The sequence below is a fragment of the Campylobacter concisus genome (genome assembly GCF_015229955.1).
GTDB classification, from domain to species: Bacteria; Campylobacterota; Campylobacteria; order Campylobacterales; family Campylobacteraceae; genus Campylobacter_A; species Campylobacter_A concisus_AT.
In genome coordinates this window covers 29,140-47,513 of sequence record NZ_JAAKYZ010000007.1, presented here as the reverse complement: position 1 = coordinate 47,513, position 18,374 = coordinate 29,140, and the positions used below count along the sequence as shown (strand labels likewise).

The 18,374-nt window shown below is 33.3% G+C and carries 19 protein-coding genes, 1 tRNA gene and 1 pseudogene; 6 read left to right on the top strand and 15 right to left on the bottom strand.

What is annotated here, in order from left to right:
• Positions 1–44: 44 nt before the first annotated feature.
• From infC to G6W45_RS08730, 3 genes are all read right to left on the bottom strand, one after another.
• Positions 45–563, bottom strand: a complete 519-nt coding sequence (gene infC, locus G6W45_RS08740) for a translation initiation factor IF-3 (protein ID WP_054195973.1) — start codon at positions 561–563, stop codon at positions 45–47.
• The gene (thrS, locus tag G6W45_RS08735; protein WP_194168221.1) at positions 560–2,380 is read right to left on the bottom strand and encodes a threonine--tRNA ligase; all 1,821 of its coding nucleotides are present in this window, start codon (positions 2,378–2,380) and stop codon (positions 560–562) included. Before thrS ends, infC begins: the two co-directional genes overlap by 4 nt.
• Positions 2,381–2,729: 349 nt before the next feature.
• On the bottom strand, positions 2,730–3,296 hold the full coding sequence (locus G6W45_RS08730) for a YbaK/EbsC family protein (RefSeq protein ID WP_103580666.1): 567 nt from the start codon (positions 3,294–3,296) through the stop codon (positions 2,730–2,732).
• Positions 3,297–3,360: 64 nt separating this feature from the next.
• On the opposite strand from G6W45_RS08730, the gene ung reads away from it, so the two are divergent.
• On the top strand, positions 3,361–4,053 hold the full coding sequence (ung, locus tag G6W45_RS08725) for a uracil-DNA glycosylase (protein ID WP_194168220.1): 693 nt from the start codon (positions 3,361–3,363) through the stop codon (positions 4,051–4,053).
• A gap of 1 nt (position 4,054) precedes the next feature.
• Here ung and G6W45_RS08720 read toward each other — a convergent pair whose 3' ends face one another.
• Positions 4,055–4,348, bottom strand: a complete 294-nt coding sequence (locus tag G6W45_RS08720) for a hypothetical protein (protein ID WP_085657969.1) — start codon at positions 4,346–4,348, stop codon at positions 4,055–4,057.
• A gap of 81 nt (positions 4,349–4,429) precedes the next feature.
• Here G6W45_RS08720 and G6W45_RS08715 point away from each other — a divergent pair, with 81 nt between their 5' ends.
• The 5 genes from G6W45_RS08715 (at position 4,430) to G6W45_RS08695 (ending at position 8,237) form a co-directional block, all read left to right on the top strand.
• Positions 4,430–4,960: a pyridoxamine 5'-phosphate oxidase family protein gene (locus G6W45_RS08715; protein ID WP_194168219.1), complete on the top strand. Its 531-nt coding sequence runs from the start codon at positions 4,430–4,432 to the stop codon at positions 4,958–4,960.
• Positions 4,961–4,980: 20 nt separating this feature from the next.
• Positions 4,981–6,147 carry a replication-associated recombination protein A gene (locus G6W45_RS08710; RefSeq protein WP_242039091.1) on the top strand — a complete coding sequence of 389 codons (1,167 nt, stop codon included), beginning with the start codon at positions 4,981–4,983 and terminating at the stop codon, positions 6,145–6,147.
• Between the two features lie 67 nt (positions 6,148–6,214).
• Entirely contained in the window at positions 6,215–6,397 is a 183-nt protein-coding gene (locus G6W45_RS08705) for a hypothetical protein (RefSeq protein WP_194168217.1), read from the top strand.
• Positions 6,398–6,400: 3 nt separating this feature from the next.
• Positions 6,401–6,544, top strand: coding sequence for a hypothetical protein (locus G6W45_RS08700; RefSeq protein WP_194168216.1), 144 nt, complete (start codon positions 6,401–6,403; stop codon positions 6,542–6,544).
• 274 nt (positions 6,545–6,818) lie between these two features.
• A complete protein-coding gene (locus tag G6W45_RS08695) occupies positions 6,819–8,237 on the top strand; it encodes an alanine/glycine:cation symporter family protein (protein ID WP_194168215.1) in 1,419 nt (472 codons plus the stop codon).
• Positions 8,238–8,311: 74 nt separating this feature from the next.
• Here G6W45_RS08695 and G6W45_RS08690 read toward each other — a convergent pair.
• The 11 genes and pseudogenes from G6W45_RS08690 to G6W45_RS08640 form a co-directional block, all read right to left on the bottom strand.
• Positions 8,312–8,387: transfer RNA gene (locus G6W45_RS08690), tRNA-Val, on the bottom strand.
• 557 nt (positions 8,388–8,944) lie between these two features.
• A complete protein-coding gene (locus G6W45_RS08685; RefSeq protein ID WP_194168214.1) occupies positions 8,945–10,090 on the bottom strand; it encodes a glycosyltransferase family 4 protein in 1,146 nt (381 codons plus the stop codon).
• A 6-nt stretch (positions 10,091–10,096) separates the two neighbouring features.
• Positions 10,097–11,077, bottom strand: coding sequence for a glycosyltransferase family 2 protein (locus tag G6W45_RS08680; protein WP_194168213.1), 981 nt, complete (start codon positions 11,075–11,077; stop codon positions 10,097–10,099).
• Positions 11,077–12,069 carry a glycosyltransferase family 2 protein gene (locus G6W45_RS08675; RefSeq protein ID WP_194168212.1) on the bottom strand — a complete coding sequence of 331 codons (993 nt, stop codon included), beginning with the start codon at positions 12,067–12,069 and terminating at the stop codon, positions 11,077–11,079. Before G6W45_RS08675 ends, G6W45_RS08680 begins: the two co-directional genes overlap by 1 nt.
• Positions 12,066–13,526 (bottom strand): hypothetical protein, encoded by a 1,461-nt coding sequence (locus G6W45_RS08670; RefSeq protein ID WP_194168211.1) that lies wholly within the window; start codon positions 13,524–13,526, stop codon positions 12,066–12,068. Before G6W45_RS08670 ends, G6W45_RS08675 begins: the two co-directional genes overlap by 4 nt.
• The gene (locus tag G6W45_RS08665; RefSeq protein ID WP_194168210.1) at positions 13,507–14,514 is read right to left on the bottom strand and encodes a sulfotransferase domain-containing protein; all 1,008 of its coding nucleotides are present in this window, start codon (positions 14,512–14,514) and stop codon (positions 13,507–13,509) included. The genes G6W45_RS08670 and G6W45_RS08665 overlap by 20 nt, the downstream gene beginning before the upstream one ends.
• The gene (locus tag G6W45_RS08660) at positions 14,507–15,634 is read right to left on the bottom strand and encodes a glycosyltransferase (protein ID WP_194168209.1); all 1,128 of its coding nucleotides are present in this window, start codon (positions 15,632–15,634) and stop codon (positions 14,507–14,509) included. The genes G6W45_RS08665 and G6W45_RS08660 overlap by 8 nt, the downstream gene beginning before the upstream one ends.
• Positions 15,635–15,773: 139 nt before the next feature.
• Positions 15,774–16,694, bottom strand: a complete 921-nt coding sequence (locus G6W45_RS08655) for a glucosamine inositolphosphorylceramide transferase family protein (protein WP_194168208.1) — start codon at positions 16,692–16,694, stop codon at positions 15,774–15,776.
• A pseudogene (locus tag G6W45_RS08650) lies at positions 16,687–17,118 on the bottom strand (hypothetical protein); the annotation flags it as partial. The gene G6W45_RS08655 and the pseudogene G6W45_RS08650, both read right to left, overlap by 8 nt.
• A 12-nt stretch (positions 17,119–17,130) precedes the next feature.
• The gene (locus G6W45_RS08645) at positions 17,131–17,382 is read right to left on the bottom strand and encodes a hypothetical protein (RefSeq protein ID WP_194168206.1); all 252 of its coding nucleotides are present in this window, start codon (positions 17,380–17,382) and stop codon (positions 17,131–17,133) included.
• Positions 17,375–18,373, bottom strand: a complete 999-nt coding sequence (locus G6W45_RS08640; RefSeq protein ID WP_194168205.1) for a glycosyltransferase family 10 domain-containing protein — start codon at positions 18,371–18,373, stop codon at positions 17,375–17,377. Before G6W45_RS08640 ends, G6W45_RS08645 begins: the two co-directional genes overlap by 8 nt.
• Position 18,374 lies beyond the last annotated feature (1 nt).

Below are 18,374 nucleotides of genomic sequence, written 5' to 3'. Positions count from 1 at the left end.
TTAATGTAACAAAGAGCAAGCCCTAGCCTGCTCTTTGTGAAAATTTAACCCTTTTTTGGAGTTACAAGCATATTTACATAACGACCTTCTATCATAGGTTCTTTGTCGCGATCAGCTTCATTTTTTATCATTTCCCAGACCTTCTCAAGCATAGCTACACCAGCTTCTGGAGTACTCATCTCGCGACCCTTTAAAAATACACGAAATTTAACGTGTTTGCCATCTTGCAAAAACTCACTTGCGTGTTTAACCTTGTAGTTTATATCATTTTGGGCGATCTTGACAGAGAGTTTTATCTCTTTTATCTCGATGGTTTTTTGCTTTTTCTTGGCTTCTTTTTGCTTTTTCTCTTGCTGATAGCGGAATTTACCATAATCCATTATCTTGCAAACTGGCGGCTTCGCATCTGGCGCTATAAGCACTAGATCAAGCCCAAGCTTATTTGAGATCTCTAAAGCCTCTTCTCTTGAGATGACACCGTATGCCGTGCCATCATCCCCTACACATCTTACCTCTCTCGCCCTTATGTCCTCATTGAGCAATACTTCATTTTCCTTACTCAAAAATGTACCTCACTAAGTTTCTCCTTCGTTAAATTTATAAATTCCGCCAAGCTCATATCGCTCTGCGTCCTAGCCTGTCTGTCGCGTAGCGCAACGCTCTTATTCGCTACTTCGTTGTCGCCTAGCACGACTATCATAGGCACCCTTTGTTTTTCAGCCGTTCTTATTCTCTTATTTAAACTCTCATTTTTACTTGCGATCTCGCTATCGACGTTGATCTTTCTTAGCTCACGTGAAATTTCTTTTGCGTAGTCTAAATGTGCGTCGCTAATAGGTACAATGACGACTTGCGTAGGAGCGATAAAAAATGGTAGCTCACCAGCAGTGTGCTCAAGTAAAATTCCTATGAATCTCTCAAAACTGCCAAGCAGTGCTCTGTGAAGCATTACAGGGCGTTGTCTTTCGTTATTTGCGTCGATGTAGCCCAGATCAAAGCGCTCAGGTAGGTTAAAATCGACCTGGATCGTGCCGCACTGCCATTTTCGTTTTAGTGCATCGGTGATTTTGATGTCGATTTTTGGACCGTAGAATGCGCCGCCGCCCTCGTCGATACCGTATTTAAAGCCGTTTTCGTCAAGCGCTTCTTTTAGCGCTTTGGTCGCAGTTTCCCAAATTTCATCTCCGCCGATCGCTTTTGCGGGCTTGGTCGAAATTTCCATCTCGTAATGAAAGCCAAAATTTTCCATTATCTTGCCAGCAAATTTTAAAATTTCTAGGATATTTTCTTTGATCTGGCTTGGCATACAAAAGATATGTGAGTCATCTTGTGCAAATTCGCGAACTCTAAAAAGTCCGTGAAGCACGCCACTTTTCTCATGGCGGTGAACGACGCCGTACTCGAAAAATTTAAGCGGGAGATCGCGGTAAGAGCGGATGTCACTTTGATAGACTTTGATGTGGCCAACGCAGTTCATCGGCTTGATGCCATACTCTGTCTCATCGATCGTTGTAAAGTACATATTTTCTTTGTAGTTTGCGTAGTGGCCGCTTCTTCTCCACACATCAGCCTTTAAAAGCTCAGGACCTCGCACTGGCTCGTAGCCGCGGTCGCGGTGAGCTTTGTATAAAATTTGCTCTAACTTAGAGCGCAAGCGTCCACCATTTGGTAACCATATCGGCAAGCCGCCACCCACTTCTTCATCAAAAGTAAATAGTTTCATCTCGGTGCCAAGCTTTCTGTGGTCACGCTTTTTGGCCTCTTCAATGATTCGGATGTGCTCTTTTAAACTCTCTTTATCTGCATAAGCTGTGCCGTAAATTCTAGTTAGCATCTCACGGCTCTCATCGCCGCCAAGATAAGCTCCAGCCACGCGTGTAAGCTTGAAAAATTTTAAAAATTTAGTATTTGGTACGTGTGGTCCGCGGCAAAGATCCTCAAAATCGCCTTGCGAATAGCTGCTAACTTCACCATCTGGGATTCTTTTTAAGACCTCTTGTTTTAGGTCGTCATCTTTAAATTTATCGCTCATATTAGCTTTGGTTGAGCAGGTTTTGATGATATCAATTTTCTTCTCAGCAAGCTCTTTCATTTTTTCTTCGATCGCTGCTAGATCGCTCTCGCCTAGCTTCGTGCCCTCATCATCAACTCTAAAATCATAATAAAACCCATCTTCTACGTTTGGTCCGACAAAGAATTTTGCCTTTGGATAGAGTGATTTGATAGCTTGTGCCATGAGGTGTGCACAGGAGTGTCTGATAACGTGTAGTGCCTCTTTTGAGTTGTCAAAATAGATAGGCTCGGCACTACTCTCGCGCCCTACGATACTTTGAGTATCGACTATTTCGCCATTTAGTTTGTATGCGATGATATCGCTCATTGTTTTTCCTTATATCAAATTGTCTTTTTTACGATAAAAGAACGATTAAGGATTTTATCTAAATGGGCTTTAAGCTAAACTTAATATTTACTAAGCAAATTTTTATAAATTCTTTTTAAATCCACAAGCTTTGATATATAAATTTATTTATGAAATATATATATTTATATTTAAATGTATAAATCCCTAAATTTAAGGCTTTTTATTTATATAATTTATTATATTTTAAGATTATGCCTGATAATATTTGTTCTTGAAATGAATTTAGCAATTTCTCGTCTTTGCATTATTTAAATTCATTTTTCTCCCGACAATATTTAGTGCTAGGAAGTGGTTAGCCTAGCACTTTTTATTCTGCAAAATTTATTAGCGTTGGTCGTACTATCTTTGTATAATCTTTTGTATTTAAAATGATCGATCTATCAAGTAGTCCTGCATTAAATGCGATCTCATCGTTTCTTTGTAGCAACCTTTCATCAACTACAATGTGTAAATTTTTATGAAAGCTAAATGGTGGCACTGAACCAAAAACACAATCTGTCAATGCCAAAACTTCATCTGGACTAGCTAGGCTTGCTCTTTTGCCGTCAAATTTTTGTGTCAAGCTATCAAGATTTGCTTGCATATCGGCTGGCAAAATAGCCAAAATATAAATTTTACCAGCCTTCATCGCTGGCTTTTCATCGCTTAGCAAATAATCATTTAGCACATTTTCATCTTTAAAAATTTGCCTAAATTTTTCCTCATCTACCCCTTTTATAGAGCAAACTAGAGCCTTTGCGCCTTGGCTCATCTTTGTTCCCCTAAGTTTTGCCACCTCTTCTGAAGTGGTCGCACTCTCATGATTTAGGACTTTAAATTTGGCTTCATTCTTGCTAAGAAGCTCATATATCTTATTAAAAATTTGCTCAGACACAACTCTTTCCTTTAGATAAATTTTAGTTAAAATTATACCGCTAAAACTTACAAAAGACAGGAAAATGCAGATAAATTTAGATGATATAAAGATTGAGCCAAGTTGGAAAGAGGTGCTAAAAGATGAGTTTTTGAGTGAAAATTTCGCGCATATCAAAGAAAATTTCTTAAAAGCAAAGAGTACTGGCGTCGTCTATCCACCAAGTGCACTTATTTTTAATGCATTTAATCTAACGCCTTTTCACTCTGTCAAAGTCGTCATCCTAGGCCAAGATCCATACCACGGTGCAAATCAAGCCATGGGGCTAAGTTTTTCAGTGCCTAGTGGCGTAAAAGCCCCACCAAGTCTTGTAAATATCTACAAAGAAATTTACGCCGATCTTGGCATAAAAGAGCCAAATAGCGGCGATCTTACAAAGTGGGCAAAGCAAGGCGTGCTGCTTCTAAACTCGACTTTAAGCGTAAGCGCTGGAGTGGCAAATTCCCACGCAAACTTTGGCTGGCAAGGCTTTACTGACGCTGTAATAAAAAAAGTTAGCCAAAATTTACAAAACGTAGTTTTTATACTTTGGGGCAATCCAGCTAGAGCCAAAGCACCGCTCATTGACGCCAGCAAGCACCTTATCTTAGAGGCAGCACATCCAAGCCCACTGGCTCGTGGCGCATTTTTTGGCTGCCGTCATTTCTCAAAGGCAAATATCTACCTAGCAAATCACGGTAAAACGCCAATAGACTGGGATCTAAACGTAAAAATTTGATCTATTTTTTTAGATCATTTAAAAGTTTGTTTGTCTCTTCAAGCTTTCTTTTGCAAAATTTCTCATCTTTGTTTTGCAAAATTATGGCTTCTTGGCCGCTTTGTCTTTGTTTAAACTCATCAAATTTAAGCTCAAAAAGCCTTAACGCCTTTTCATCATTTGCAAGTCGTTTGCTCTCTTTGGCATAAAGCTCGTCAAGATAGAGCCTACTTTGCTTTATATATTCATTGCAAACATCGTTTGCATGGACTAAGTTTATGCCAAGCAAAATGGCAAAAATAGCTATTTTTTTCATGTTTTTCCTTGAAATTTTTGCGTTATACTAGCCTTTAAGCACTTAAATTTTAAAATGCTCTTTCCAAAAAAAGGATAAAAAATGAGACGAAAAGATAGAGAGCTAAGCCGTGAAGATGGCTTAAAAATCATAGATGAATGTGAATATGCGGTAATTTCATGTGTGGATGATGAGGGAGAAATTTTTAGCGTGCCTATCTCGCCAGTTAGAGTTGGTGAAAGCATTTTTATACATGGAGCTACCGCTGGCTGTAAGGCAAAACTGCTTCAAGATGGGCGAAGAGTGGAGTTTGTTTGTGTAAGCTTTAATAAAGTCCCGCATCTAAATGATAGCGAGCTAGATGCGATAAAAAACGATGGCAAGGCACTTGGAGGCAAGGTTTTTACGACTGAGTATAAAAGCGCCATCGCAAAAACTAGAGTTTATGAGATCACAGACGAAGCTAAAAAATATGAAATTTTAAAAATTCTCAGCCTAAAATACACAGCCTATGCGATGAACACCTTTGAAACAGCGGCTCAGTATGGGTTAAAGATTACTAAAATTTATGAGCTAAAGATAGAAAGCCTTAGCGCAAAGGCTAAAATTTTGCCAAAAGCGATAAAGGAGTAAATTTGAGCTCACTTGCACTGATGTTTAGACCAAAAAACTTGGATGAGATTTGCGGTCAAAAGGCGGTTAAAGCGGCATTTTTAAAATTTATAGCCTCTAGCAAAATCCCGCACTCCATCTTTTATGGTCCAGCAGGCTGTGGCAAGACGAGCTTTGCAAGGGCGGTGGCAAGTGGTGCAAACTACGACTTTTACGAGTTTGACGGCGGAAATTTAAAGATAGATGACTTCCGCAAAATTTTAAAAAACTACGAAAACGCCCTAAACAAGCCGCTCTTTTTCATAGATGAGATCCATAGGCTTAGCAAAACCCAGCAAGAAGCACTGCTCATCCCCATGGAAAACTACAAAGCCCTAGTCATCGGCGCTAGCACTGAAAATCCCTTTTTCACACTAAGCTCAGGTATCAGAAGTCGCTCGATGCTCTTTGAGTTTAGACCGCTTAGCAGTAGCGATTTTGAGGAGCTTCTTGGCAAGATAAGAGAGCAAATTTCATTTAGTATTAACGAGGAGGCGAAGGAGTATCTCTTTAAAAGTAGCGGCGGTGACGCAAGAGCTATGCTAAATTTATTAGAATTTGCCGTCACGCTTGATGAAAATGTGAGCTTAGAAAATTTAAAAACACTTCGACAAAACGCCCTAAAAGAGGGAGCAAAAGAGGACGACACGCACTATGAGCTAGCAAGTGCTTTTATAAAAAGTATGCGCGGAAGCGACGAAAACGCCGTCATATACTACCTAGCAAGGCTCATAGACTCTGGCGAGAGTGCGGACTTCATCGCTAGAAGGATGGCGATATTTGCCAGCGAAGACATCGGCAACGCAAACCCAAATGCGCTAAATTTAGCCGCAAGCACACTAAGTGCGGTAAAAGAGATAGGCTTTCCAGAGGCTAGGATCATACTGGCTCAGTGCGCCGTCTATCTAGCTAGCTCGCCAAAGTCAAACTCCAGCTACAACGCGATAAATGCCGCCCTAAGATATGTGCAAAGCGAAGAAATTTTAAAGATCCCGCCATATCTAAAAAATCACACAAAAGAGAGCAAGGACTACCTTTATCCGCATGATTTTGGCGGCTGGGTCGAGCAAAAATATCTAGAAAAACCGCTCGTTTTTTACAAAAGCAAGGGCATAGGCTTTGAAAAAACGCTAAATGAGTGGCTAGAGAAAATAAAATCCAAGGGCTAAATTTTGGGCTTTACTCTATCAGATTTATTTATGGCGAGTATAAGAGTAAATTTTAAAAGGAATGCAGATGAACGAGCAAAATTTAGTGTACATCGCAAATTTAAAGATAGAAGACGTGCCTTGGAGTAGATTAACGACGGCTTATAACAGAGCAAGTAGCTTTCCAGAAATTTTTAAACAACTTTGGGCGGCGATCGATGAGAAAAATTTGATGCAGAGCGTGGCTACTGACAAGTCAAATAGCGGATAAAATATGGCAAATCCAGCAAATAACAATGAAGCAAAATTTAACGCCAAAGCTGCTTGTGACGTGCTTTATAAGATTTTTAGCAAACTAAGAGCCAAATATGTTTTGCCAAGTTATATCCGCGCAATAAAGATTGCAAATTTCGTGTAAAAGCCTCCTAAAACACGCAAAAACCTAATTTTAAAATCTAAAAACCATTCTAAACCTTCATTGTGGGATAAATTTAGAAATTATCAATCAAAAAACGCCTTAGAGCACAAAAATATTGGTCGCAAAATCTTGCTAGTAAAAACAAGTTCACTACGAGTAAGCCAAAACTAGCACGAAATTTTAAGCCAAGCTAAAAAATTTTTCTTATTTATTCTAATTTTATATTTTTTTAAATATACTCGCTCTCTAAACTACACCAATGAAAGTCAAGAAAATGCCTACAAATTTTGCTGAAATTTTAAATAATTGTGTTGAAAGTATAAATTCATTTCTTTGGGGTCCATACTTCCTTATCGCCTTACTTTGCGGCACTGGACTATTTTTTACTATTAGGCTTGGGTTTGTTCAAATTTTTAAGTTTAAAATGGGTCTAAGAGAACTTTTTGGAAATTTCTCACTTCACGGCGAAGCTGCTGGCAAGGCTGGCATGAGCCAGTTTCAAGCAGTTGCAACTGCGATCGCCGCACAAGTTGGCACTGGCAATCTAGTAGGTGCGACAACAGCTCTTATCATGGGCGGTCCTGGAGCGATATTTTGGATGTGGTGCGCTGCATTTTTAGGCATGGCCACAAATTTTGCTGAAATTTGCCTAGCTCAAATTTACCGCACAAAAGATGATAGCGGGCACACGATAGGCGGTCCGGCATTTTATATAAGTCGTGGATTAAAGGGAAAATGGGCAAAAATTTTAGCTGGATTTTTCGCTATCGCTATCATTATCGCGCTTGGCTTTATCGGAAATATGGTGCAAGCAAACTCGATCTCAGACGGCTTTAAAGGTGCCTTTGGTATACCTCAGTGGATAACTGGAGCTTTTTTAGCAATTGTCTGCGCGGTCATCTTTATAGGTGGCGTAAAGGCGATCGCAAGAGTGGCTGAAAAGATTGTGCCTTTGATGGCTTTGCTTTATGTAGGTGTTGGACTAATCATTATCGCTTTAAATTTTCATGAAATCCCAGATGCAGTTTTGCTTATCTACAAAGCAGCGTTTGATCCTTCAGCTGCGTGGGGTGGAGCTACTGGAGCTAGCATAGCAGCTGCGATGAGATACGGCATAGCAAGGGGTCTTTTTAGCAATGAAGCTGGCATGGGCTCGACTCCGCACGCACACGCCGCAGCTAATGTCAAACACCCAGTCGATCAAGCAGTACTTGGCATAATGAGCGTATTCGTAGATACTTTTATCGTTTTAAATATAACCGTTTTTGTAGTACTTACCGCAAATGTTATTAGCTTTGAAAACGGCAAGGCGGTCTTTACAGGCATAACCTTAGTACAAGAAGCCTTCTCATCGCATATCTTTGGCAAGGTTGGCGGATATAGTTTCGTAGCTGTTTGCCTATTTTTCTTTGCATTTACAACAATTCTTGGATGGTACTATTTTGCTGAGATCAATGTAAGATACCTTCTTGGGGCAAAAGCGGTCAGAGCTTTTCAAATTTTAGTAGTCATTTTTGTATTTTTGGGAAGCTTGCAAAAAGTTGATTTTGTCTGGAGCCTAGCAGATATGTTTAATGGCTTGATGGTCGTACCAAATTTAATTGCCATCATCATTTTAAGCCCTATCGTGGCAAAGCTTTTAAAAGATCACGATGCTGGCAAAGAGTATGATGTGAAAGATTATTTGAAATAAGTCTTTACCACATCTTTAGAAATTTTACTAATAATTAATTTTTAAATCTCTTGTTTGGGATATTTTGCTAGAAGTGGTGGCCCCGAATGGACTCGAACCATCGACCACTACCATGTCAAGGTAGTGCTCTACCAACTGAGCTACGGGACCAAAGATTTGGGATTATATTTTATTTTCTATTTTATTTAGCTTAATTCTTTAGTAATTAAATTTGTTTATAAGCAGTAAATGCAATGGAAAAATTAGAATTAGCTGGCGCTTACTTTGTAGTTATCGGCAAAGATGAAAACTACCTAGTCAATATCTGCAACTCACGTGTCGTCATAAAAACTCCTTGATAGCGATAAAGAGCCAAAACGTGCAAGCTGCCACTATGATGCAGGTCACAGCACTGGTTTTAGAAACTACCTTGAGTACTGGAAGCCTTCATATAAAATTTACGATAAGAAGATGCTTGAAAAGAGGATAGAAACTAAGCAAAAATTCTTCAAAGATGAGTTTAAACCTACAAAAGATGAATAGGAATTTTTAAAACAAAAGGCCAATAAGAACAATATAAAAACTAGTTGGTGGACTAGTGGGTTAGTAGAAGTCTAGCTTAAAAAACTAACCAGCTTGTCTTGGTTTTTATTATTTAAATCACGATAAGTTTGCTAAAATCCAGTCAATATAAATTTTTAAATTAAAAATCTAAAAATGGCAATGTGCTATTTCCCAATAATAATCTTTGCAAGTCTTTCATTCTTTTCATTTATATTAAATTTTACTTCAGCTATTTTTCTGCTTTCCATACCCATTTGGACTATCATTTCTGAATTTTGTATAAAATAAATCATCTTTTGTGCCAAAATTTTACTATCAAATGGTGGCACCAAGAATCCATTTACTCCATCTTCAACAGTTTCTTTGCATCCTACACTATTTGTGGTTATTACTGCCCTTCCTATCGCCATAGCTTCCTGCGTACTTCTTGGTACACCTTCTCTGTAATACGAAGGCAAGACAAAAATGGAACTATTTACTATCCGTTCTTTTATATCATTTACGAAGCCAGGATATATAACTACGTCACTATCAAGATAAGGTTTTAGCTCTTCTTGCGTTAATCCAAATGGATTGTGCTCATCAAAACTACCAAATATATAAAACTTTACATCTTTATATTTTTCTTTTACGATTTTAGCTGCCTCTAAATACTCAAATATTCCCTTTTCTGCAAGAAGTCTTGCTATAAAAATAAAACTTATAGGATCAGTAGGTGCTTTAGTATATGAGAATTTATCAAGATCAACACCTATACCACCTAATATATTTATGGATTTTACTTTTATATTGTATCTATCGATCAAGTCCTTTTTGTCGTCATTATTTAAAAATATAAGCTCATCAAGAGATGGTAGTGAAATTTTATACAAAAGAACTTGTATAGTTTTGATAATTTTCGCCTTTTTTGTTTGCCCATTTTTATGGACTGTAAAAGCTCCGCCAAGCCCTTCTATCATGCCTACTATTCGTGGCACTCTTGCTATTTTTGCGGCTATAGTTGCAAAAATAACTGGTTTAACAAAAAAAGAAAAAATCGCATCTGGTCTATGCTGCCTAAATAGCTTAACCAAATCATATGTAGCAATGAGATCTTTAAATGGATTTAGCCCTTTTGCATTTAAAGTGTGGTCAAGCGGTGTTGCACCCAATGAGATTATTTTTTTTCTACTTTCTTCATTGTGGTCACTAACTAAACAGTAGACATCATACCCTTTTGATACAAGTATTTTTATAAACTCTTCTCTGAAATTTATCATCATAGACGAGACATTACCGATTATAAAAATTTTTATAGCAACTCCAATCATATGAATCTAAAAATTTCTAAGCCTAATAAATACTTTTTTTGCAAAAACAAAAATTTGCGGGAACCCTATAAAAACTGTGCTATATAAAATTTTATAGATTATATTTCTATTGATTTGAAAAACATATTTTATATTATTTGCTTCTGGGCATATAGCATTTATTTGTTTTTTGAAATCACTTTCAGAATAATCCAAAGTAAATTTTAAAATAGTAGGAATATGAAATTTAAAATATTCATCGAAAAGATCTTTTTGTATCAAAAAATTCTTTACAGCTCTGCTAAAATCAGCAAAATCATCAAGGGCTTTTTTATTATTTGAAAAACTACTAGAAAGCGAATTAGGATTTGTCCTATAGTGATAAAATGGTTTTGCAATGTGAATAATTTTTTTTGCCCAATAAAAAAGCTGTAAATTTACAAAACTATCTTCGCAGTGTGAAAAATATGGAAATTCAACATTTTCATAAAGCTCTCTTTTAACCAATTTATCACACATGGAAACAGAAATTTCATGAGATAAAATAGCTTTTACAAAGTTCAAATTAGACTTTGGGTGATTTTTTGTATAAAAAAAACTTTTTACAATGCTTTTTTTATTAAATTCTTTAATATAGTCAAAACAAACTATGTCTGCATAACTTTTTCTAGTTTCATTAATCAAAGAACTTACCATATCTTTATCGACCCAGTCGTCACTATCTACAAACAAAACATATTTACCATTTGAAGCATCCAAACCATATTTTCTAGTAAGACTTGATCCACTATTTTTTATATTGTTGATAATTTTTATATCATCTTTTCTATTTGGATATTTTTCAATGGTATCTTTCAAAATTTTTATAGAACCATCTGGAGTACAATCATTTACAAAAATATACTCTATATTGTTATAGTCTTGCTCTAAAAGCGTAGTTACACACTTTTTTATATATTTCTCCACATTATAAATAGGCACTATTATAGAAACATTATATTTTTCCATTATTTGCCTTTGAGAACACTAGCTACGCCAAACCAAAAATAGCTATAAAATATAGCTCTAATATCTTTATGGCAAATAAGATTATACAACCATCTTCTACCAAGTACTTGTTTTAAAGTAGTCAAGTCTACTACTTGTTTATTCTCACTGGCTTTTAAAATTTTATCAAAGTAGTTCTTTATACGTTTTAATTCGATTTTATTATTTTTTATTCTTGCATTATCGGATATTATAAAATGTACTTTCATATCTTCTTCGTTTATACTTAAATCAACTGCCTTAAGAGCTTCTTTAAAAATATCTTTTAATACGTTATATCTTTTTGAACAATCCTTGTCTGATAATCTTGTAATGCTTGTTTCTAAAAATCTATATTTTAAGAGTATTTCTGGGATATTATAAAATTTACCAACCTTTGCAAGCTGAGTCCAAAGATGATAATCTTCTGCATTTTTAAACCTTTCATCATACAAAATATTATTATTTGTAAAGGCATCTTTTCTAATCATTACTGATGGATGAGCAAAACAACAAGAAACAAGCAAATTTGCTTTTATTTGTTTGTCGTGTTCAAAATATCTAGCAACTTTTTCATTTATATTTTCCCCAAAAATATTTATCCAACTTCCACAAACAACTATATCTTTGTCATGTTCCATCACTTGTAGTTGTTTTTCTATCCTAAACGGCAAACTAATATCATCTGCATCCATTCTTACTATATACTCACCTCTTGCTTTTGCTATCCCCTCATTTAAGCTCGATATTAATCCTCTGTTTTCCCTGCTGATTAAAACTATGCGATCATCTTCATTCTTATACTTTTTAATTATTTCCAGGCTCCTATCATTTGAGCCATCATTGATAATGATAAATTCAAAATTATTATATGTTTGTTCCAGTATGCTTCGTATAGCAGCATCTAAATATTTTTCAGCATTATACACAGACATCACAACGGACACGACTGGATTTTTACTAATGTCTATCATTTTATATTACCCTTTAATACGCTATATATTCTTTCTGCTATACAAAAAAGTCCAATACCTTTTAAAAAAATTATTAATTTTGCCCTAATCTTTATATTTATATAGAATAAGTCCTGTTTGATTCCATTTATTAGTTTTTTTAAATTATTATTTTCTATCAAAGCTTCCATTATTTTACAATCATTTATATCCTTTTTTTCATGGCGATTTTTTTTCATTTTATATAATTGAACAAATGATACAAATTTTAAACCATTAAAATAAAAATAATTCTCTGGATTGTAAATAATATCGCTTTTTTCTTTTTTATGATATCTCAATTCTTCATCGTGGGCTTCAAATTCCTTATTCTCAATTTTTATGCTTGAAAAATAATCTATATCTCGAGATTCTCTTAACCCATAAACGGATAAGATTATGCTACCATCCAACGCTACATCATCAGTATTAAGCTTATTATCTACTATAAACTTCTTAAATTTATCTATATTTCTATGAACAACAATATATTTGTTTGGCTTTGCATAGTTTAAAAAGTGAATACTGTTATCATTTAAAACTATACGTGATGCTCTTATAGCTTCTTCTTTAGTGTCAGTTATATGTACAGAATGTTTTCCAATATTAAAAATATTTCTTATTTTATCTTTTATTTTTAATACATTATTTAAACTATCTTCTTGAAACACCACAATTCTTACCGGATTAAAATTAGTAAAACACTCTATAAGCTTGCCTTTGGACCCACTAAAATTATTCTCTACTCTACCCAACCACTCTTCCCCATAATATATTTGAGAAACTAAGTTGTGCGCACCATTTGGATTAAGTTTTATCTCTTTTTTATATACTATTCTTGGCACTATTTCTTCTATTTCTTCGTCGTGTCCTTGTGCTGTAGGCCATATAAAGGCGATATATGTATTGTTGGCATATTCTATAAATTTAGCAACTACAGCATCTAAGATTTTATTCGACACATTTCGCTCATAGAAAAATTTGTAGTTATAAATATGGTCTGCAGTATCTATTTGCACACACCCAACATCTATATCCATATATATAGCACTGGAAACCCTATGTGCTCCATTTGCTATAGACTTATTTTTTGAAAGTGGCACAATAGTTTTACGACAGTCAAATCCATTTTTCTTAATACTCTCAAAAGTACTATCAAATTCTTTTATAAAAGAAATAATGCCATTTTTGTTTTTATTACCAAACTCAGTAAATTTCCCCAAACTAAACGCACGTATATGCTCTTCATAAACTTTTTTTGCAAAAGCACTATCCTTATTTATCATATCAAGGTATAAAAGTTTAAAGGCCAGGTCCAATCTAGTATGAGTTAATAAATTTATAGCTTTTATTGTTTTAATTTCATAATAATCCTTGATTAGATCTCCTTGAAAATGTGGCTCAATTAGTTTTTTAAGATCATTTGTAGCAATATTCATTTAAATGCTCCCTAATAATCTCTACTTCTTTTTTATATTTGGGATATTTTTCCCAAAGTCTAGTCCAATTTTTAGATACAGCTGGATTAAAATATTGTCTTTTTTTTATATGTTCTTCTTCTGCTAAACCTAGAAAATTATACAAACGCCCTAATGACTTATCATACTCGTATATAAGTTCTTCTATCATCATATAAACTACATTATTATTTTTTTTCTCTGTTTTTCTATGTTCCCTCATTGTCTTATACCAATTTATATATTCATATATATTAGTTGTGTCACAGATATAAGATGCGCCATTCCAGTGCGTCTCATTCAACAAAAAAAGATCCCTTGGATCACGATCTACTACAATTACTTTTAAATTATCAACATAGTTAAAATATCTATTAGTATTAATAGACGGCACCAATTGATCTATGGCAATAAATTTATATTTGTTATCTGTATCTAATAAACTAAAAAGTTTACTAGTATACTTTTTAGTTTCGATATAAAATCTATTTTTGTCTGGAATAGAATAATACTTATCAATCAGACGTATCTTTGGTGAAAATTCAAATGTATCTTGTTTTAAGATTTTTTTTATCCCGAGCTGCATAATCGGGTAAAGTTTAAAGTACCATAGTTTCAAAAAACTATTACTTACTTCATAATCACTCAACGCTTTCCTAAAGCTTGCATCAACTAAAGAATTAATATATTCATTTGAATATTTAATAAAATTTTCACCAAAAAATTTATTGTAAAAAGTATTATGGATTTTTATATATTTAATAAATTTGCTGATTGCCATACTAACTTTAGATCTATGATTTCCATCTATTAAATAATACTCTAGATCAGATACCCCATCATAGTCTTGTAAGAACCAAAATTCAGCATCACCCATAGAAATTCCAGAATCAAACTCTTTAAGTAGATCAGTTATGGCACTACTGCCCGTACCACCATAGCCAGTAGAGGTAATTATTTGTTTATGCATTATTCTTTCCTAAAATTGGCTTCCATTTAGGTGATATATTTTCTATATGAAATTTCTTTGCATACTCTTTCGACGTTTTTCCAAACTCTAGTCTAAGATTAAAATCATCTATCAATTTCTTTAAATTTGTCGATAAAGTAGCAATATCTCCAGTGCGACACACTAGTCCATTTTTGCCATGTTTGACTAAAAATTTAGCTCCGACATTATCAAAGGCTACTATGGGCAAGCCACACTCCATGGCCTCTATTACAACCATTGGCATTCCCTCCTCAATGGAAGACATTACATAAATTGAACTATCAATATAGTATTGTTTAATATCAAATTGCTGTGGTATAAATTCAATATTTCTTGCATCAAGCTCTTCACATATTCTTTTGAGATTATCTTCTTCCTGTCCGCTGCCGATAATCCTCAGTCTCCACTCTCCAACATCATCACAAATTAATTTCCATGATTTTATCAATAAATCAAATCCTTTCACTTTGTCAAGTCTTCCTACAGCTAAAACATTTTTTTGCATCAAATTACTAGGATTTTCAACATAAAAAGTGACTGGATTTGGTATATACACTATTTTACTTGCGATCTCTTGCCAATAATCTTTAAAAATTTTATCAATTATTTTTCTTTTAAATGCTTTCTTAACGGTAGCACTATCAAAACTATCGTAATCATTATGTAATGCAATAATATTATCAAACGTACAAGCTATCATATAATTTTTAAAATTATCATACAGTGTTATAAAATCACTACTTCCACCATGAGCAAAATAAACCAATTTTATACTTTTATCTATCAAACCTATTTTTTTGAGTAAATACAGATATGGTATATATAGAGCTTTATTGTAAATGTGTATTTCATCTCTTCTTTTATATATAAATTTAAATATTTTAAAAAGAGTTCTAGCTCTTGATCGTTGTTGAAATTTATCAATACCCAAAATGGAATATTTAATTTTTTTATTAAAATCATAGAAAAGCGGTACATCAATATTAGATACTATCTCTACATCATAACCCTTATCTATAAAATAATTACTCCATAAATTGATAACTCTAGCTGGTCCACCAGCTTGCATTGTAGAGTTTAAAAAAACTATTTTCTTCATTATTTGCCTAGTATTTTTTGACAGTTGCAAGCAAACCAAAATGATCTAAAATATTTCTAATTCCATTTTCAAGAAGGAATAAAACATTTTTAGCTTTTATTTGAAACGAATTAAATTCTCTCATTTTCTACCATCATTTTTAAATCTGCCGATTAACAAATCCTATCCTAATCTTTTTGAAAATTAATTTTAATAAATCAATAAAATTATCTATTAAAACAAATAGATTTTTTAAAACTATTTTTCCGTCTGCTATCTCTATATCATTAGCAATATTATATGTATGAAAAGCTATATAGCCTTTTGGTGGATAAATCATTTTAGATACTTCTTCTTCATATTCTGTGTCGGTTATTTTATTGACTTTCATAAAATTAATTTTATACCCATATCTCTTTTTACAATCTTGGGAAACTCTAAAGAAGCCAGACTCATCTTCTATAAACCGTCCCCCATTTCTAACAAATTCTTTATCTGTAAGCACTGGATTATTATGAACCTCTACGAAATCATCGTTTAAAAGGTCATTAGACTGATATATAGATAAATTCTCAGAGTGTAAACATCTACTATGAGCATAAATGCTAGTAAATAAATAAACTTTTTGATCTTTAAACAAAAGGACATTGTCTGCTGCACTTATATCATTTACTAATGTTTTTATTTTTACTATACTATATGGAAAATTTATAAATTTATACAAGTCTATTGTTTTGTTTTCACTACTTTCTGGAATCATGTAATATTCATTTTTATATAAAAAGACATTTGGAAATGATAAGTGGTATTTTTCATTCAATATAACTCTTATGTTTTTAATTTCATTACAATTCCGACAATACTCTCCAGCGCATAAGTAGCCGTGCCTTTTTTTTATATCAAATTCTTCAAAAAATATATAATACTTACCATCTTTATATATAATAAATGGATCTGCTCTACTTACATCTTTTGGTTGTTTTAGTCTACTCCAAACACTTTCATTTGACTTTTTTATTAAAATATACCACTGATGCGTCTTAAAAAGATTCTCGATAATTTTTTTTATAATATTAAACATTTTTTACCTTAATAGCATAAATTACCGAATCAATATAAAGATTGGTTGTTTTTTGACAAAACTTTAAATTTAGTAATCCAATTAAATTTAAGAAAGGAGTAACTAACAATTTTAAAATTCTTCTTAGAAACTTAAAAGTAATTTTACCAATCATATCATTAAAATATACGTTTGCTAGCAAAAATAGTGAGCTTAAATTTGGATTTGTTTTTTCTCGTTTTATAATTTCAAATCCATAATCAATAAAAAGCTTTTCTGCGTAATAAGTAGAAAATTTTCTCTCGGAGTGCTTTTCGCCATCAAACCATATAAACGGTACAGAAATTAAAATTTTACCGTTAATTCTTAGTACTCTGTTAATTTCTTTCATAATATTCTCAATATTATCTGCCTGGTATATAGCCTGAAAACTAACAAGACCATCAAATGAACTATCCTAAAAAGGGAAAGTATTACCATCATAAAAAATCGGCATTGTTCTGCCCCCCCCTATTAGTTCAAGACCTATATATCTCTTACATTCAAATAGATCGATATAAGGTTTTGTTCCGCAGCCTAAATCCAAAATAGAGCCATTAAAATTTTTTGAAAATTTTTGAATATATCTCCAAAGTTCCTTTCTCTCTAAAAAATTTGCATTTAAAAAGAACTCTAATATTTTTGGATTCCAGTCATTTCTTTTAAACATTACATAACCTTATAACTTTTTTTATAGAATTAACCCAATTTTCAAGGCTATATCTTTTAGCCATATTAGAATTTATATATGAATTAATATTATCTATATACTCCAAATACCTTTTATCTTCTATGCTAGATATAAATGCATGCATTTCATCAATAGAATTAAATTGTCTAAAATCTATAAAACATTCTTTCGGGATAATTTTTTCAATATTTGGTGCCCCCAAATAGATAGGAACCGTGCTGGCCAAAAAACAATCAAATATCTTTTCACTAACATAATCTTCCACATTATTTGCATTTTCAAAACAAATCACAAACTTGTACTTACTTATAGTTGCTATCTTGTCTTCAACAGTGCCTTTATAAGAGATCCTTTTGGGCGCCAATAGTTTTGAGCTAAATATAGTTTTATTTCTAATTTTTAGTATATATTTATCCCACCCATAGCCATACAAATCAAAATCATTAATATATTTTTTTTCAAACCATCTAATGATTTTAAACCTATGTGAGTATAACTCCCCTTTTATCTTTGATGATAGATTGCTATTAATCAAAACACATAGCTTTCTATCTAGATAGTCTTTAACTATTGCCCTTCCTGAAAAAACATACCTTGTAGATGGGAAGAAAAAGTACTTTTTATTATCTATTAAACTATTTTTCCATGTTAGAATAAAATCAAATTCTTGGTGTCGTTTTTTATCGTAATTGATTTTATTTATAATTTCTGCTTCTCGTAACATTACTATTGATTTTGTTTTTTTCTTATTTATGATCTTGTTTATACTAAAAGTCGGCATATCCAAAAAAATACAAATGTCCGGATCAATGTTTTGTTTTTTATATATATCCAAAGTATGAATTTCATACCCTATTCTTTTTAAATCATTAGTCAAACTAACATATTCATTCGTTAATGGATAGTGAAGCAGAAAATGATCATCGTTTACTCGTTTATCGTATTCGCAATAAAATGCTATTGTTTTCATA

Excerpts from the sequence above, each read along its gene's own strand:
- thrS (WP_194168221.1), bottom strand. The coding sequence starts at position 2,380 with ATGAGCGATATCATCGCATACAAACTAAATGGCGAAATAGTCGATACT.
- ung (WP_194168220.1), top strand. The coding sequence starts at position 3,361 with ATGCAGATAAATTTAGATGATATAAAGATTGAGCCAAGTTGGAAAGAG.
- G6W45_RS08720 (WP_085657969.1), bottom strand. The coding sequence starts at position 4,348 with ATGAAAAAAATAGCTATTTTTGCCATTTTGCTTGGCATAAACTTAGTC.
- G6W45_RS08715 (WP_194168219.1), top strand. The coding sequence starts at position 4,430 with ATGAGACGAAAAGATAGAGAGCTAAGCCGTGAAGATGGCTTAAAAATC.
- G6W45_RS08710 (WP_242039091.1), top strand. The coding sequence starts at position 4,981 with ATGTTTAGACCAAAAAACTTGGATGAGATTTGCGGTCAAAAGGCGGTT.
- G6W45_RS08705 (WP_194168217.1), top strand. The coding sequence starts at position 6,215 with ATGAACGAGCAAAATTTAGTGTACATCGCAAATTTAAAGATAGAAGAC.
- G6W45_RS08700 (WP_194168216.1), top strand. The coding sequence starts at position 6,401 with ATGGCAAATCCAGCAAATAACAATGAAGCAAAATTTAACGCCAAAGCT.
- G6W45_RS08695 (WP_194168215.1), top strand. The coding sequence starts at position 6,819 with ATGCCTACAAATTTTGCTGAAATTTTAAATAATTGTGTTGAAAGTATA.
- G6W45_RS08685 (WP_194168214.1), bottom strand. The coding sequence starts at position 10,090 with ATGATTGGAGTTGCTATAAAAATTTTTATAATCGGTAATGTCTCGTCT.
- G6W45_RS08680 (WP_194168213.1), bottom strand. The coding sequence starts at position 11,077 with ATGGAAAAATATAATGTTTCTATAATAGTGCCTATTTATAATGTGGAG.
- G6W45_RS08675 (WP_194168212.1), bottom strand. The coding sequence starts at position 12,069 with ATGATAGACATTAGTAAAAATCCAGTCGTGTCCGTTGTGATGTCTGTG.
- G6W45_RS08670 (WP_194168211.1), bottom strand. The coding sequence starts at position 13,526 with ATGAATATTGCTACAAATGATCTTAAAAAACTAATTGAGCCACATTTT.
- G6W45_RS08665 (WP_194168210.1), bottom strand. The coding sequence starts at position 14,514 with ATGCATAAACAAATAATTACCTCTACTGGCTATGGTGGTACGGGCAGT.
- G6W45_RS08660 (WP_194168209.1), bottom strand. The coding sequence starts at position 15,634 with ATGAAGAAAATAGTTTTTTTAAACTCTACAATGCAAGCTGGTGGACCA.
- G6W45_RS08655 (WP_194168208.1), bottom strand. The coding sequence starts at position 16,694 with ATGTTTAATATTATAAAAAAAATTATCGAGAATCTTTTTAAGACGCAT.
- G6W45_RS08645 (WP_194168206.1), bottom strand. The coding sequence starts at position 17,382 with ATGTTTAAAAGAAATGACTGGAATCCAAAAATATTAGAGTTCTTTTTA.
- G6W45_RS08640 (WP_194168205.1), bottom strand. The coding sequence starts at position 18,373 with ATGAAAACAATAGCATTTTATTGCGAATACGATAAACGAGTAAACGAT.